The organism is Rhodococcus sp. PML026 (assembly GCF_000963615.1).
GTDB classification, from domain to species: domain Bacteria; phylum Actinomycetota; class Actinomycetes; order Mycobacteriales; family Mycobacteriaceae; genus Rhodococcoides; species Rhodococcoides fascians.
The window spans coordinates 1,961-18,303 of record NZ_KQ031369.1 but is presented as its reverse complement, the minus strand read 5'-3'; the positions used below and the strand labels follow the sequence as shown (position 1 = coordinate 18,303).

11 protein-coding genes and 1 pseudogene are annotated in these 16,343 nt (G+C 65.1%); 6 read left to right on the top strand and 6 right to left on the bottom strand.

Features of this window, described 5'->3' with window-relative positions:
• Positions 1 to 46: 46 nt before the first annotated feature.
• A complete protein-coding gene (locus VF34_RS04380; protein WP_032364895.1) occupies positions 47 to 1,849 on the bottom strand; it encodes a DEAD/DEAH box helicase in 1,803 nt (600 codons plus the stop codon).
• A gap of 277 nt (positions 1,850 to 2,126) precedes the next feature.
• Between VF34_RS04380 and VF34_RS04375 the strand changes: the two genes are divergently transcribed.
• On the top strand, positions 2,127 to 3,914 hold the full coding sequence (locus VF34_RS04375) for an AMP-dependent synthetase/ligase (protein ID WP_032375182.1): 1,788 nt from the start codon (positions 2,127 to 2,129) through the stop codon (positions 3,912 to 3,914).
• Between the two features lie 90 nt (positions 3,915 to 4,004).
• Here VF34_RS04375 and VF34_RS04370 read toward each other — a convergent pair whose 3' ends face one another.
• Positions 4,005 to 4,622 carry an alpha/beta hydrolase gene (locus tag VF34_RS04370; protein ID WP_032375181.1) on the bottom strand — a complete coding sequence of 206 codons (618 nt, stop codon included), beginning with the start codon at positions 4,620 to 4,622 and terminating at the stop codon, positions 4,005 to 4,007.
• Between the two features lie 81 nt (positions 4,623 to 4,703).
• Between VF34_RS04370 and VF34_RS04365 the strand changes: the two genes are divergently transcribed.
• Positions 4,704 to 8,153, top strand: coding sequence for a TM0106 family RecB-like putative nuclease (locus tag VF34_RS04365; RefSeq protein ID WP_032375180.1), 3,450 nt, complete (start codon positions 4,704 to 4,706; stop codon positions 8,151 to 8,153).
• Here VF34_RS04365 and VF34_RS04360 read toward each other — a convergent pair.
• Positions 8,123 to 9,337 carry an alanine racemase gene (locus VF34_RS04360; protein WP_045840970.1) on the bottom strand — a complete coding sequence of 405 codons (1,215 nt, stop codon included), beginning with the start codon at positions 9,335 to 9,337 and terminating at the stop codon, positions 8,123 to 8,125. The two genes, VF34_RS04365 and VF34_RS04360, sit on opposite strands and share 31 nt — an antisense overlap.
• A 98-nt stretch (positions 9,338 to 9,435) precedes the next feature.
• Positions 9,436 to 10,077, bottom strand: a complete 642-nt coding sequence (locus VF34_RS04355; RefSeq protein ID WP_027498003.1) for a TetR/AcrR family transcriptional regulator — start codon at positions 10,075 to 10,077, stop codon at positions 9,436 to 9,438.
• A gap of 75 nt (positions 10,078 to 10,152) precedes the next feature.
• On the opposite strand from VF34_RS04355, the gene VF34_RS04350 reads away from it, so the two are divergent.
• Both VF34_RS04350 and VF34_RS04345 read left to right on the top strand, forming a co-directional pair.
• Positions 10,153 to 11,466, top strand: coding sequence for a D-arabinono-1,4-lactone oxidase (locus tag VF34_RS04350; RefSeq protein WP_032390314.1), 1,314 nt, complete (start codon positions 10,153 to 10,155; stop codon positions 11,464 to 11,466).
• A gap of 61 nt (positions 11,467 to 11,527) precedes the next feature.
• Positions 11,528 to 13,015 carry a molybdopterin-dependent oxidoreductase gene (locus VF34_RS04345; RefSeq protein WP_032401320.1) on the top strand — a complete coding sequence of 496 codons (1,488 nt, stop codon included), beginning with the start codon at positions 11,528 to 11,530 and terminating at the stop codon, positions 13,013 to 13,015.
• Position 13,016: 1 nt separating this feature from the next.
• Here VF34_RS04345 and VF34_RS04340 read toward each other — a convergent pair whose 3' ends face one another.
• Together VF34_RS04340 and VF34_RS04335 are read right to left on the bottom strand one after the other, a co-directional pair.
• Positions 13,017 to 13,958, bottom strand: a complete 942-nt coding sequence (locus VF34_RS04340) for an adenosine deaminase (RefSeq protein WP_032375178.1) — start codon at positions 13,956 to 13,958, stop codon at positions 13,017 to 13,019.
• A 10-nt stretch (positions 13,959 to 13,968) separates the two neighbouring features.
• Positions 13,969 to 14,760, bottom strand: a complete 792-nt coding sequence (locus VF34_RS04335) for an enoyl-CoA hydratase/isomerase family protein (RefSeq protein WP_032375185.1) — start codon at positions 14,758 to 14,760, stop codon at positions 13,969 to 13,971.
• 86 nt (positions 14,761 to 14,846) lie between these two features.
• On the opposite strand from VF34_RS04335, the gene VF34_RS04330 reads away from it, so the two are divergent.
• Both VF34_RS04330 and VF34_RS25180 read left to right on the top strand, forming a co-directional pair.
• Complete coding sequence (locus tag VF34_RS04330; RefSeq protein ID WP_027498008.1) at positions 14,847 to 15,992, top strand: acyl-CoA dehydrogenase family protein; 1,146 nt, start codon at positions 14,847 to 14,849, stop codon at positions 15,990 to 15,992.
• 144 nt (positions 15,993 to 16,136) lie between these two features.
• Positions 16,137 to 16,343, top strand: a pseudogene (locus VF34_RS25180) (IS481 family transposase); the annotation flags it as partial.

Genomic DNA, 16,343 nt, shown 5'->3' with positions numbered 1-16,343 from the left:
GTGCGCGGAACTTCGTAGCAGGCTACGAAGTTCCGCGCACGTGGTGCTAGCGCTTGCCCTTGAACTTTCCGCCGCCGCGCGGTCCGCCGCTACGTCCGGGAGGACCGGAATCGGGCTGCAGCTGAATCAGCACACCGCTGATGCGGGTACGACGCAACGCCTCGACTGTCTCGTCGGCGAGGTCGGCAGGCAACTCGACCAGCGAATGGTCGGGGCGAATGCTGATGTGCCCGAAGTCGCTTCGACGCAGACCGCCTTCGTTGGCGATGGCACCGACGATGGCACCGGGAGCAACGTGATGACGCTTACCGACGCTGATCCGGTACGTCGCCATCTCCTGGCCGGTCTTGCGGTGATGCGAGCTGGCCGCATCCTCGTCGAACGTCCGCGGTGGCCGCGGCTCACGAGGCTCGCGGGGTGCCCGCGGCGGGGCAGGCGGCTCGGGCTTGAGCAGGAAGGCTTCGCCGTCGCGCGACTGGATGGCCAGAGCTGCTGCGATGTCGACCAAAGGCACGTCGTGCTCGCGCTCGTAGTCCTCGATGAGACGGCGGAACAGCGCCAGATTCTCGTTGCCGAGGCTCTCGGTGATGGAGTCCTTGAACTTCGTCACGCGCTGCGCATTGACGTCGTCGACGCTGGGGAGCTGCATCTCGGTGATGGGCTGCCGCGTCGCGCGCTCGATGGCCTTGAGCAGGTGACGCTCCCGGGGCGCGACGAACAGCAGAGCCTGACCGGCGCGACCCGCGCGGCCGGTACGGCCGATGCGGTGTACGTAGGACTCGGTGTCGTGCGGGATGTCGTAGTTGATGACGTGCGAGATGCGGTCGACGTCGAGACCACGAGCCGCAACGTCGGTGGCCACCAGAATGTCGATCTGGCCGTTCTTGAGCTGGCCGATGGTGCGCTCACGCTGTGCCTGCACGATGTCGCCGTTGATCGCGGCGGCGGAGAATCCCCGTGCGCGCAACTTCTCGGCGAGCTCTTCGGTGGCCTGCTTGGTGCGCACGAACATGATCATGGCCTCGAACTCTTCGACCTCGAAGATTCGAGTGAGCGCCTCGAGCTTGCGTTGATGCGCCACCTGCACGTACCGCTGGGTGATGTTCGGTGCCGTCGACGTCTTGGTCTTGACGGTGATCTCCACCGGGTCGTGCAGATACTGCTTCGAGATCTTGCGAATCGCGGCCGGCATCGTGGCCGAGAACAACGCGACCTGCTTGTATTCGGGAGTGTCGGAGAGGATGCGCTCGACGTCCTCCTGGAACCCCATCTTGAGCATCTCGTCGGCCTCGTCGAGCACGAGGTATTCGAGCCCGGAGAGGTCGAGTGTGCCCTTCTCGAGGTGGTCGATCACACGGCCCGGGGTTCCGACGATGATCTGGGCACCCTTGCGCAGGCCGGACAACTGGATCCCGTACGCCTGACCGCCGTAGATGGGCAGAATGTGCAGACCCGGAATGTGGGTGGCGTACTTCCCGAACGCCTCGGCCACCTGCAACGCGAGCTCGCGGGTCGGTGCCAGCACCAAGGCCTGCGGCGTCCGACGCGAGACATCGAGACGAGACAGGATCGGCACCGCGAACGCGGCGGTCTTACCCGTTCCGGTCTGCGCGAGGCCGACGACGTCGTTCCCCGCCATCAACGGCGGGATGGTGGCCGCCTGGATGGGCGACGGGCTCTCGTATCCGACGTCGCGCAGGGCCTTCAGGACCCGCTCGTCTATTCCGAGATCGGCAAAAGTGATGTCGTCATCCGCTGTCGAAGAAGACTCACCTGCGTGGACGGGAGGGGACGAACTCGTCTCGTCAGACGTCACGGCGGCATCCTGATCAGATTCTGAAGTGCTCATATACACCCGAGTTTAGTACCTGCCCGGCCCCCGCGACTCCTTCTGCGCTGATCAGGTGACGAAAACAGCGGTGATGGGGGCACGCACACGCGGCCCTGCGAGGGCGACCCGACGGAGACACACGACCGGACACCGTTATGTTGTACCCCGAGTCACACTCACCTCCCCCGAAAAACGACCGAAAATTCACAAAGCGGACAACCTCGGTGGTGCGTTACGGACTCGGGTGTGATGAAATGCACAACTACCACGCTATTTATCCGTAAGGGGTCCAGCAGTGCGCGAATATTCTGTGCCGGCGTCATTCACCATTCCCGACGACGCATCCATGGCCGACACCGTCTTCCGGTACGAGAAGGAATCACCGAACTTCGTCCCGTTCCAGCGCCTGGTGAACGGCACCTGGACCGACGTCACCGCGGGTCAGTTCGCCAAAGAGGTCACCGCCGTGGCCAAGGGCCTGATCGCGTCGGGCGTCGAACTCGGCGACCGCGTCGCGATCCTCAGCGCGACCCGCTACGAGTGGGTCGTCCTCGACTACGCCATCTGGACCGCCGGCGGGTGCACCGTCGCGATCTACGAGACCTCGTCGCCCGATCAGGCGCAGTGGATCCTCGAGGACTCCGCGACCAAGCTGCTGATCGTCGAGACCGCGTCTCACGTCTCGAACCTGAAGGACGTCACCGACGGGGCCGCCGACCTGCGTGAGGTACTGCAGATCGACGCCGGAGCCATCGACGAGCTGACCACGCGCGGCGCAGGAGTCAGCGACGAGGACGTCCATACCCGTCGACACCAGGTCACTGCCGCCTCCCCCGCGACCCTGATCTACACCTCGGGCACCACCGGCCGCCCCAAGGGTGTGCAGCTGACACACGCGAACTTCTACGCCGAGGTCCAGGCCACCCAGATCGCGCTGCACGACTCCATGCGCGAGGGCAACCGCACCTTGATGTTCCTGCCGATGGCGCACGTGTTCGCCCGCGCGGTGTCGTTCGGCTCGTTCGAGTCCAAGGTGACCGTCGGTCACACCTCGGACGTATCGACCCTGGTGGATCAGTTCGCCGTCTTCAAGCCGAACTTCATTCTGTCGGTGCCGCGCGTGTTCGAGAAGGTCTACAACTCGGCCAAGCAGAAGGCACACGACGGCGGCAAGGGCAGCATCTTCGACAAGGCCGCCGCGACGGCCATCGAGTGGAGCGAGGCCCAGGAGAAGGGCGGCGCAGGCCTGGTCCTCAACCTCAAGCACACCGTCTTCGACAAGCTCGTCTACTCCAAGTTGCGGGCTGCGCTCGGCGGCAACTGCGATCGTGCGGTCTCGGGCGGCGGCCCCCTCGGCGCTCGCCTCGGCCACTTCTTCCGCGGCGCAGGGGTACCGGTCTACGAGGGCTACGGTCTGACCGAGACCAGTGCGGCCGTCACCGTCAACACCACCAAGGAACAGCGCGTGGGCACCGTCGGCAAGCCCATCGACGGCCACGCGGTCAAGGTCGCCGAGGACGGCGAACTGCTGCTCAAGGGCCCGGTGGTGTTCAGCGGCTACTGGCACAACGAGAAGGCCACCGCCGAAGCGATCGTCGACGGCTGGTTCCACACCGGCGATCTGGGGTCGATCGATCAGGAAGGCTTCGTCTCGATCACCGGCCGAAAGAAGGAAATCATCGTCACCGCAGGTGGCAAGAACGTCGCCCCCGCGGTGCTCGAGGACGCGCTGCGCGCCAACGCGATCATCAGCCAGTGCCTCGTCGTCGGTGACGCCAAGCCGTTCATCGGTGCGCTCATCACCCTCGACCCCGAAGCGATGCCGGGCTGGCTCGAACGCCACAACCTCGCTGCCGACATCCCGTTCTCCGAACTGTCCAAGAACGCCGACCTCGTCGCCGAAATCGACAAGGCCGTGGCCGAGGCCAACAAGAAGGTCTCCAACCCCGAGCAGATCAAGAAGTACACGATCCTCGAGAACGACTTCACCGTCGAGACCGGCGAGCTGACCCCGACGATGAAGCTCAAGCGCAACATCATCCACACCGAACGTGGCAGCGACATCGAGGCCATCTACTCGTAGATCACCCAACACGAGTGCCGAAGGGCCCGACGCGAGCAATCGCGTCGGGCCCTTCGTCGTACAGCATGTGACCGTCAGTGCACGTGATCGTCAGTGCATGTGATCGTCGAGGAATTCGGCGACCACCGTCGTCACGGCCTGGTGAATCTTTTCGTGCAGCAGGTCGTGTCCGCCGTCCTCGAACTCGCGCAAGCTCGCCTGCGGAACGCGCCCGATCCATTCACGCACGGCATCGACCGGTGCCAGACGATCGTCGACGCCGTGTACGGCCAGCAACGGAATGACGTTGTCGGACAGGTCGTCGGCAGAACCCGTCACGGATTTCGGCGTTCCGCACAGGATCGCGCACCGAACGGCCTCGGGATGCGCACCCAGCGCAGCGATGGCCGTCGCAGCGCCGAGCGAATGGCCCATCAGGGCGAACGACAACTCGGGGTGCTCGGCCTCGGCGATGTCGATCAACTGCAGCGCGTTCTGGGCGAGACCGGGAATCTGCGCTGCGTCGGTCAGTTCGCCCTCGGTCAGACCGTGCCCCACGTGATCGACCGCCCACACGTCCACCCCGCGCTCGTTCAGCAGCCGAGCGAAGCGGTGGTAGTGGGCGCTGTTCTGGCCGAGACCGTGCAGGAAAACGAGACCGAATCGAGCGTCGGCGACGGTCCAGGTTCGATAGTGGACAGCACCGGTGGCTCCGTCGAAAAAAGGCATTGAATCATTTTGCCTCTTCCCGCCGGCTTCCGCGCGCAACGTGACCGGTGCCGCTGTCGCGGGTCGCTAGGGTGGACGCTTGTGTTCCTCCTCGGCGATCAGGTCGTCTACAGCGCCAGCGACCTCGCCGCGGCGGCGTCCTGCGAATTCGGCCTGCTCCGACGACTGGATGCTGTCACCGGCCTGATCCCCCGGCAGAGCGTCGCGGCGGACCCGATGCTCGATCGCACGTCCACACTCGGATTCGAGCACGAACGACGCCAACTCGACGCGTTCGAGCGGCGCTTCCCCGGTGGCGTCCTGACCATGGACCGACCGGGCCGCACCGCCCAGGAACTGGCGGACGCGGCGTGGGCGACCTTCACTGCCCTGACCTCACGCGTGCCGGTGCTCTACCAGGCCACCTTCTTCGACGGACGGTTTCTCGGTTTCTGCGACTTCTTGGTTGCCGACGGTTCTCGATACACCGTCTACGACACGAAACTGTCGAGACACGCAAAGGTGCCGGCGCTGCTGCAGTTGGCCGCGTACGCCGACGCGCTGCAGGCCGGGGGTATCACTCCGAGCGAACAGGTGCATCTGATGCTCGGCGACGGCAGTGACTCCGCGCACGCGCTGGCCGACATTCTTCCGGTCTACCGGCAGTCGAGAGCACACCTGCAGCACATTCTCGACGAGCATCACGCCGAGGGCACCGTCGTCGATTGGTTCGATCCGCGGTATTCGGGATGCGGGCAATGCGATGCCTGCACCGCCGAGGTGGAGCAGCATCGCGATCTGGTGCTCGTCGCCGGCATGCGCGGCAGCACCAGGGACCGCCTCCTGGACGCGGGGATCTCGTCGATCGACGAGCTCGCCGAGTCGAGTACCCCGGTGGACGGCATGTCCACTCGAACACTGGAGAACCTGCGCGCGCAGGCGGCTCTACAGGTGCGCCAAGAGCACAGCGGGGCAGCCGAATTCGAGATCTTCGACGCCGAAGCACTGGGGGTGATTCCCGAGCCCGACGACGGTGACATCTTCTTCGACTTCGAGGGAGATCCGCTGTACGCGGAATCCGGTTCGTCCGACTGGGGTCTCGAGTACCTGTTCGGCGTCTACACCGCGAACGGCGACTTCCTGCCGTTCTGGGCGCACGACCGCGCTCAGGAACGCCGTGCGCTCCTCGACTTCCTCGACTATGTCGCCGCCCGCCGAGCCGAATATCCGAAGATGCACGTGTATCACTATGCGCCGTACGAGAAGACGGCTCTGCTGCGGCTGGCCGGCCGGTACGGAGTGGGCGAGGACGCCGTCGACGATCTGCTGAGAGAGAACGTTCTGGTCGACCTCTACCCCGTCGTGCGGTCCGCTGTTCGCATCGGTGCTCGCTCGTACAGCATCAAGAAACTCGAACCGCTCTACATGCCCGCGGCCCGTGACGGAGACGTCACCGACGCGGCGGCGTCGATCGTCGAATACGCGCACTGGTGCGAACTGCGAGATCGAGGCAAGGACGCCGAGGCAGCAGCTCTGCTCGCCGACATCGCCGAGTACAACCGCACCGACTGCGAATCGACACTGCGACTGCGAGATTGGCTGCTCGATCGGGCATCGGACGCCGGCGTGGCACCGCGGTCGCCGCAGCAGCTGGACCTCGAGGACGTCGTCGACCGCACCGCGACCCCACTCGAACTCGAACTCACCGAGCGCGCCGGACTGCCGTGGGATCGCACACCGACGCAGCACGCGCTCGGATTGTTCGCCGGAGCCATCGGGTATCACCGACGAGAGAACAAGCCGTTCTGGTGGGGCCACTACGACCGCCTGACCCATCCGCTCGACGAATGGGCCGACGCCGCAGACGTATTGAAGGTCGAACGCGCCGAGCTGGTGCACGACTGGATGAAAACTGCACCCGGGCAGCGGGTGCTGCGTCGTCAGGTCACACTGGTCGGACACCTGAGCAACGGCGTGCTGTCCGGCTCGAAGGTGAAACTGCTGTACGAGAATCCGGCCCCGGAGGGGTTGACGAAGCAGCAACCGACGCACCGGGCCACCACATCGGTCGAAATCGTCCGGACCGGCTACGAGGGCACCCTGGATGTGATTGTCGTACAGGAGAATCTACGCAAGGGCGTGCAGGAGTACACCGATTTCCCGGTTGCCACCGCCCCCGAGCCGCCGCCGAACACCAAACATCTCGAGCAGGCGATCGTCTCCGTCGCAACCGAGGTTCTCGGCGGGTTGCCGGAACTGCCGCGAACTGCCGTCGCCGATCTGCTGATGCGCTCGACGCCTCGAACCCGTTCCGGCTCCGGCCTTCCTGCGGTCCACGACAACGACTACGCACACGCGATCACGGCCGCGCTGCTCGATCTCGACAATTCGTACGTCGCGGTGCAGGGCCCGCCCGGCACCGGGAAGACCTACACGGCGGCGCGCGTCATCGAACAGCTGGTGAACAACCATCATTGGCGGATCGGAGTGGTCGGACAGTCGCATCACGTGGTGAACAACTTGCTCGACACCATCGTCGGGGCCGGGGTCGACGCGTCGAAGGTGGGCAAGAAGGCCCCGACCGCACACACCGTCGTGGACATCACCGGATACTCGCACTTCGTCACCGAGGCCGACGAGGGCTGCGTCATCGGCGGCACCGCCTGGGATTTCTCCAACCCCGGCCGAATCCCACCCGGCTCTCTCGATCTACTCGTTGTCGACGAGGCAGGTCAGTTCTCCCTCGCCAACACCATCGCCGTCTCGGTATCGGCACGCAACCTGCTTCTTCTCGGCGACCCGGCGCAGCTCCCCCAGGTCAGTCAAGGCACCCACCCCGAGCCCGTCGACGAGTCGGCCCTGGGATGGCTGACGACCGGGCACGCCACTCTGCCCGCCGACCGCGGCTATTTCCTGGCAACGACGTGGCGGATGCACCCGGATCTGTGCGCGCCGGTGTCGACGCTGTCGTACGAGGGCAAGCTCGAATCGAACAAGGAAGTGACACAGTCTCGTTCGCTGTCGGGTCTGGAACCGGGGCTGCATGTGGTCCAGCTGGACCACCACGGCAATTCCACCGACTCGATCGAGGAAGCCGACGAGATCGTCACGCGGGTCCGGTCGTTGCTGGGTCGGCCGTGGGTGGATCCGGCATACGGCAGCGCCCCGCGGCCGATGCAGCAGACCGACTTTCTGGTGGTCGCGGCCTACAACGCACAGGTCGCCGTCATCGTCGAGCAACTCGCGGCCGCCGGACTCGACGAGGTGTCGGTAGGAACCGTAGACAAATTCCAGGGCCGTCAGGCGCCCGTGGTACTCATCTCCATGGCAGCGTCGGCCATCGAGGACGTGCCCCGCGGAATGGGATTCCTGTTGTCGCGCAACAGACTCAACGTCGCCATCTCTCGCGGTCAGTGGGCCGCGATACTGGTGCGCTCACACGCACTGACCCAGTATCTACCGTCGACCCCGGACGGACTCGTCACGCTCGGCACGTTCATGCGGCTGTGCGAGAACGCACGTCAGCCGAACGCCATACCCTCACCGCGGTAGGTGGGAACGGCGTCGACCGATCCATCGGAATGCACCAGAGACAGGGTGTCGAACCGCTCGCACAACTCCCCGGCCTTGGCGTGGCGGAACCAGATTCGATCGCCGATGCGCACCTCGTCGGCCCCGCTCACCGGGGTCTGCACCTCCCCCGCGCCCTCGTTGCGCAGCAGTTTCAGGCCCGACGCGACAACGCCCGCTGCCCTCCTGGACCAGCCGACAGGTCGGGGTGACCGCGACCAGGACGCCGGGCCCGACGCGATGTAGCCGCCGCCGAACGCGGTGGCGATCCGCGGAGTCGGCTTGCGCACCACCGGCAGTGCGAAGAACAGCGACGGTTCTGCCGAGAACGCGCGATACCGATCGAACAGGGTCGGCGCGAACAGACCGGAGCCCGCGGTGACCTCGGTGACGGCCGGATCCGCGGCAGAGAAATCGATCGACCCGGTACCACCGCTGTTGACGATCTCGAGCGGCCCGATCGCCGCGGTCACGGCGTCCACCACTGCTGTTCTGCGCGCACCGATCTCGCGAGACGACAGCGACTTCATCAACTCGACAGCGACGTTGGCGTCGGGAACGCCGGCGATCTGCGCCTCGTAGAACATCAACCCCACCACCCGGAACCCCCGCGAGCGAGCCTGACGGGCGAACTGCGCCACCTGCGCCGGATCCCGAAGCGGAGAGCGTCTGACCCCGATGTGCAGCGGCCCCACTCGCAACGATGCGTCCACGTCGATACAGATGCGGGGCTTGAGCAGGTCGCTGTGAGCGGCCTCGCGGACCAGGTCCAACTGCGCGACGTCGTCGACCATCAAGGTGATGCGTCCCGACAGCACGCGGTCGTTGACCACCTCGGCGAGCGCCGTTCGATCGACCGTCGGGTACCCCATCAGAATGTCGTCGACGCCGGCCTGCGCCAACCAGATCGCTTCGCGCAGCGAATAGGCCATCACTCCGGACACGCCCTCCGCCGCGAGGACCCGATTCAACACGGCCCGGCACCGCACCGACTTGCTGGCGATCCTGATCGGTACACCGTTCGCGCGGGCACGCAGTGCTGCAGCATTGGCATCGAGAGCAGTCAGATCGACTGCCGCCGAGGGAGATTCGAGATCCTCGGTGGCTGCGACTATGCGGGACAGCGGGGTCGTAGCGGTGGTGGTGTCACCGGCGATCGAACTCATTCGGCACATTCCTTCGTCGTCGTTGCCGGGCCGACACAGTCAAACACTCCGCAGCCGAGAAGTCCCGTCGAGCGCTCTTCCACTCAGCGATCTTCTGCTCAGCGGTCTTCGGCCTTGGCGGCGATCAAACCCGACAAGTCGTCGATCTGGGCCAGCACTTCGAGATCGTCGCCGTCCACCAACCACCGCAGCACCAAACCGTCGAGAGTCGCCATCCCGAAGCGGGCGATCGACTCCACCGGTTCGAGCCACCGTGTGCCGGTGTGGTCGGAACAATTCTCGAAGAACAGCTGCGCCTCGGAATCCCGGATTCGATACTGACCGCTGGCGATCTCGGCGGCCGTGGCCGAACCCAGTGCGCGATGCCGCAACAGATACGTCTTGATCTCGTACGCCAACAGCTGACGACCGTGCGATTTCTCGATCAGCAACCACACCGCGCTCAGCCCGCTGTGCACCAACTCGCGCAATCCCCGAACACCGGGTAGTTCGTGTGTTCCGACCGCGCTGTCCAACGCGGCGTGCAGTATCTCGGTGACGTCCACGATGAGGTGCTCGCCCATCGCGATCACCAGATCCTGCTTCGTCTCGAAGTGGTACTGCACGATGCCCTTGGTGACGTCGGCATATTCCGACAGCGCCCGAACGGTGAGCGACTCGATACCGACCCGCTCGGCGACGTCGATTGCCGACTGCACCAGTTGTGCGCGGCGCACGTCGGCGGGCAGCCTCGATTGCATGACCCGATACTAGGTCGCGGTCGACATCTGTGCCTTGGATTGCCCCAGGGGAGCGCGCTGCGAGATAGTGATTCGATGATCGAGCGGTCGTGGCAGAACTGGGCGGGCAATCAACATGCATTCCCGGCGCGTCGAGCCGAGCCCTCGTCGGTCGAGGAGATGCGTGCGATTCTGCGCGATGCCGCCGAACGCTCTCTGCCGGTGCGCTGCGTCGGGGCAGGGCATTCCTTCACACCCATTGCCGTCACCGACGGTATTCAGATCGCCTTGGATGCGCTGAGCGGTATCGAATCCGTCGAACGCGCCGACGACGGATCTGCCCAGGTGACGGTGCTGGCCGGCACTCGACTCCGGGAGTTGTCGGCGCGGTTGTGGGAGCTCGGGCTGGCGATGACCAATCTGGGCGACATCGACGAGCAGTCCGTCGCCGGGGCCATCTCGACGGGCACTCACGGAACCGGTGCCGGATTCGGCGGAATCGCCACCCAGGTGCACGCGCTGGAGCTGATGACTGCGGACGGACAGTCGGTGCAGTGCTCCCGAGACGAGAACACCGAACTGTTCGACGCGGCCCGCATCGGTCTCGGCGCTCTCGGCGTCATCACGCGTGTGACGTTGAACTGCGTCGCGGCGTTCGCGCTGCAGGCCGTCGAGACGCCGTCGACGCTGACGGCGACGCTGCGTGATCTCGATGCCACCGTCGCCGGCGTCGACCATTTCGAGTTCTATTGGTTTCCGCACACCGATCGTGTGCTCACCAAACGCAACACCCGCCTGCCCGGTGACACCGATCTGCGTCCGCTGGGCAAGGTGCGCTCGTATCTCGACGACGAACTGCTGTCCAACACGGTCTTCGAGGGCCTCAACCGAGTGGTGACGCGGGTGCCTGCGTTGATTCCCAGGGTGAACGCGGTCTCGGCCCGAGCACTGTCGGCTCGCGAGTACACCGACCGCTCGTACCGGGTGTTCGCGTCGTCGCGGACGGTCAAGTTCGTCGAGATGGAATACGCCGTACCCGTCTCCGAGATCGCCTGGGTGCTGCGCGAGGTGGATCGCTGGCTCGAGCGTTCGGCGATCTCCATCGCGTTCCCCGTCGAGGTGCGGTTCGCGGCCGCCGACGACATCTGGCTGTCCACGGCATCCGGGCGTCCGACGGCGTACATCGCCGTGCACCAGTACCACCGGCGTGATCACCGCGAGTACTTCGACGCTGTCGAAGCCATCTGCCGCAGCGTCGGAGGTCGACCGCACTGGGGCAAACTGCACTCTCTCGGCAGCGCCGAACTGCGTGATTCCTACGAACACTTCGACGACTTCCTGCGCATCCGAGATTCACTGGACCCGACGCAGCTGTTCCGCAACGACTATCTGGACCACCTGCTGTCGTGAGCGGTATCTCGTACCCTGCTACGAAATACCGCGCACGACGGATTCGCTTACATTGGACTCGGTGAGCACAGGAAAACGCGCGCTGTCCGGCATCATCGCCGCCGGAGTCGTCCTCGGCGTCGGCGAATTGATCGCCGTCCCCATCGGACCGAACTCGTCACCACTGACCGCCGTCGGATCCTCGGCCGTCGACAACAGTCCGGCACCGGTCCGTGAATGGGCCATCGACACGTTCGGCACCTCCGACAAGCTCGCCCTGTTCCTCGGTATGGCCGTGGTCATCGGCGCTATCGCCGCCGCGGCAGGAATCGCTCGCAAACCGATCGGGGCCGCGGTGTTCGCCGCCTTGGGCGTAATCGGCGTCCTCGCCGCGGTGACCCGACCCGACGCGACGGTGTTCTATGCAGTCCCGACCATCGGCGGCGTCATCGTCGGCATCGTCGTGCTGCACGCCCTCATCGGATCCGCCACCCCGGCGACCGACGGAATGAACCGACGCAGTTTTCTGACCCTCGCCGCCGGTGCCGCAGTACTCGGAGTCGTCGCAGGGACGGCCGGACGAATGCTCACCTCGGCGCGAGCGGTCACCGCCGATCGACTCGGCTTCATGCTCCCGACCCCGACGCCGCAAACGCCGATACCGTCGGGGGCGGACCTGAAGATCGACGGCCTCGCGTCGTACATCACCCCGAACGAGGACTTCTACCGCATCGACACCGCGTTGGTCGTGCCACGCGTGGCGTCGGATACGTGGTCGCTGCGGATCCACGGCATGGTGGACCGCGAGATCGAGTTGACGTTCGCCGATCTGGCACAGCGTCAGGCGGTGGAGAAAACAGTCACGTTGACGTGCGTGTCCAACATCGTCGGCGGCGACCTCGTCGGCAACGCGACGTGGATCGGCTACCCACTGAAGGACATCCTCGAAGAAGCGGGCATCTCCCCCGACGCCGACATGGCCCTGTCGTCCAGCAGCGACGCCTTCACCGCAGGCACTCCCCTCGAAGTGCTGCTCGACGGCCGCGACGCACTGTTGGCCGTCGGGATGAACGGCGCCCCGCTACCCGTGGAGCACGGTTACCCGGCCCGACTGGTCGTGCCCGGACTGTACGGATACGTCTCGGCCACCAAGTGGGTCACCGACATCGAGATCACCCGATTCGACAAGGTGACGGCATACTGGACCGACCGCGGCTGGGGCGTACTCGGTCCGATCAAGACCGCTGCCCGCATCGACACCCCGCGGTCGGGCAGCTCCGTGTCCGCGGGAAAGACCGTGTTCGCGGGCGTCGCCTGGGATCAGCACACCGGCATCGAGGCCGTGGAAGTACAAGTGGACGAGGGCAATTGGGTGCCGGCAACCCTGTCGGAGGAGTACTCCAAGGACACGTGGCGGCAGTGGATGATCGAGCTCGACCTGCCGGCGGGCCAGCACGCGATCCGCGCCCGGGCCACCAACTCCGCCGGGGAGCTGCAGACCAACAAGACTGCAGACACCGTCCCCGACGGAGCAACCGGCTACCCGAAAATCTCGGTGACGGCGAACTGATTCAGGTTGTCGCGAAGCTGGCGCGAACCGAGTTCTCCGCCAACTGCTTCCGCTCGTCCGCGGTCAGACCCATGCCCTCTTCCAGCGCGACGAAGTTGTCGTCGACGTACCCGCCGAAATAAGCGGGGTCGTCGGAATTGATCGACACCGACAACCCACGTTCGAGCATCTGCCGTAGCGGCAACTGCGCGACGTCGTCGATCACCTTGAGCCGAACGTTGGACAACGGGCAGACGGTGAGCGGAATCTGTTCCTCGACAAGTCGATTCACCAGCGCCTCGTCTTCCAGGCACCGGACGCCGTGATCGATGCGCTCCACCTTCAGCAGATCCAGTGCCTGCCAGATGTAGTCGGGCGGGCCTTCCTCACCGGCGTGGGCGACCACGTGCAGGCCCTCGGCGCGTGCCTTGGCGAACACGTCGACGAACAGCGAGGGCGGGTAGCCGACCTCGGCGGAGTCGAGACCGAGGCCGATGATCGGTGCCTTCATCGCCAACAGCTCGTCGAGCAATTGGTTGGCGTGCAGCACCGGCTTGTCTCGCAGGATCGACGCGATCAACCCGCTGGTGACGCCGAATTCGCGCTCACTGGTCGCGCAGGCGTCGGCCAATCCCTCGACGACGGCCTGGAGCGGTACACCGCGCTCGGTGTGCGCCTGTGGATCGAAGAAGATCTCCGCATGCGTCACCCCGGCCTGCGCGGTGCGGCGGAAGTACGCGCGCGCCAGATCGGCGAAGTCCTCGGCGGTGCGTAACACGGCCATGTTCGCGTAGTACAGATCGAGGAAGGACTGCAGGTCGGTGAACTCGTACTTCGCCTGCAATTCGTCGATATCGTTGTACGGCAGCGTGATTGCGTTGCGCTCGGCGAGATCGAAGATCAGCGGCGGTTCGAGCGACCCTTCGATGTGCAGGTGCAGTTCGGCCAGTTGATCATTACTCACTCATACGATTCTACTTGCCGGTGTACGTCGCCTTACCAGGGCCGACCTCGAGGAAGCTCGTCACCGCACCGCGCAGATCATCGGTCTCGAACAATGCGCCCGACACCTCCGACGTGATGTCGTCCGCGTGCGCCACACCGCCCGAACGCCACGCCGCCACAATCTGTTTCGTGGCCGCATGGGCGACGGTAGGGCCGTCGGCCAGTCGGTGTGTCAACGCGAGCGCCGCGGCATCGACGTCGTCGTGGATCTGGTTGACCACGCCCCACTCCTTCAACGTCTGGGCGTCGTAGAGATCTCCGGTCATGACGAATTCACGTGCCCGACCCGACCCGGCCCGCTCGGCCAGACGCTGCGGTCCGCCCATCGACGGCGTCAACCCGACGACGGTCTCGACCAGACCGAACTTCGCCTTGGGTCCGGCAAGAACGATGTCGCAGGCCAGCGAGATCTCGAACGCCGCGGTCAGCGTCAAACCGTGCGCGGCGTAGATCACCGGACACGGCAACGCCTCGAGCGGGTGAATGATGCCGGCGAACAACCCACGCCACAGATCGGCACCCTCGGCCGCGGACAATCCCTCGAACACGTGCACGTCGACGCCCGCCGAGTTGACCTTGCCCTCGGCACGCAGCAGAACCGCACGCGGCGGGTTCGCGGCCAAATCGGCAACGTTCGCGGCCACCGCGTCGAACATTGCCTGATCGAACAGATTGAGGGGGCCGTGATCGAACGTCAGGACAGCGACCTCAGCGCCGGCCGCAGTGGTCGATCGGACGAGCGAGGTAGGTGCGTCAGCCATGCCTCGCATAGTGCCATACGCGTTCCGGGGCGTAGTTACCGACGAGTATTGTGCGCGTATCAGCCGTTACCGAGAGGAACAAGTAAGTGAAGCGCAGCCTGTTCGAGTCCGACCACGACGACTTCCGCGCATCGGTACGCGAGTTCGTCACCAGGACGATCACACCGGTCGAGGAAAAGCTGGTCGAACAGCGATACATCGACCGCGAGATCTGGCTCGAAGCAGGACGCAACGGTTTCCTCGGCCTCGAAGTGCCCGAGGAATACGGCGGCAGCGGAGCCGAGGACTACCGATTCAACGCCGTCCTCGGTGAGGAACTCGCCCGCTCGAGTGCCGCGGTGGCGTCGTGCTTCGGTATCCACGTCGACATCGTCGCGCCCTACCTCGTCAAGCTCACCACCGAAGAGCAGAAGAAGCGCTGGTTGCCCGGGTTCTGCAGCGGCGAGATCCTCACCGCCATCGCCATGACGGAGCCCTCCGGCGGTTCGGACCTCGCCGCGCTGAAGACCACCGCCGTCAAGGACGGCGACGACTTCATCATCAACGGCTCGAAGACGTTCATCACCAACGGCAATTCCGCCGACCTCGTCATCGTCGCCACGCGCACGACGCCCGAGAAGAAGGCGAAGGGCATCACGCTGTTCGCCGTCGAGAACGGAACCGAAGGATTCACCCGCGGCCGCAAACTCGACAAGGTCGGCCAGCCCGAATCCGACACCGCGGAACTGTTCTTCGAGAACGTGCGAGTACCCAGCGCCAACATGATCGGCGAATTCGACGGCGGCTTCATCCACATGATGCAGCTGCTCCCCCAGGAACGCATCAGCTGCTCGGTGGCCAACCTCGGACACGTACGGCCCATTCTCGAAGAGACGCTGCAGTACGCCAAGGACCGCAAGGCATTCGGTCAGCAGATCGGCTCGCTGCAGTGGAACAAGTTCCTGCTCGCCGAGCTCGTCACCAAACTCGATGTGGCGCAGGCATACATCGACAACTGCATCGTCGCCCACGGCCAGGGCGAGCTGACGGCCATCGACGCAGCCAAGGCCAAATGGTGGAGCTCGCAGGTGCAGAACGAAATTCTCGACCACTGCGTCCAGCTGCACGGCGGCTACGGATTCATGAACGAATACCGCGCCGCCCGCGCGTGGAAAGACGCTCGCGTGACCAAGATCTGGGCCGGATCGAACGAAATCATGAAGGAACTGATCGGCCGGGATCTGGGGCTGTAGAGCGGCTTCGCCGCATGTGAGTGAAACTTCGTAGCAGGGGTCGTGTTCAGTCCGGGGACATATGAGACACGAGATGTCCACGGACATGTGACACACAGGCTGTGGTGATGCTGCGGGGCACTGTGACCGGCTATGGAGTAATCCATGGCCAGATCGGATGCCCGGATGAACCTGCTCGACGCCACCTTGACCGCATGGATCATCGAGGGAGCCGACGTCTTCGACGAACGAGGCCTGTCAGGCTTCTGCGCCGATCACGGGCTCTCCCGCAGTACCGCCAACCGTCACGCCGCCCGGATCCGAGAACGGGGCCGGTGGGAACTCGACTCCCGCCGGCCCCGCTCGAGCCCG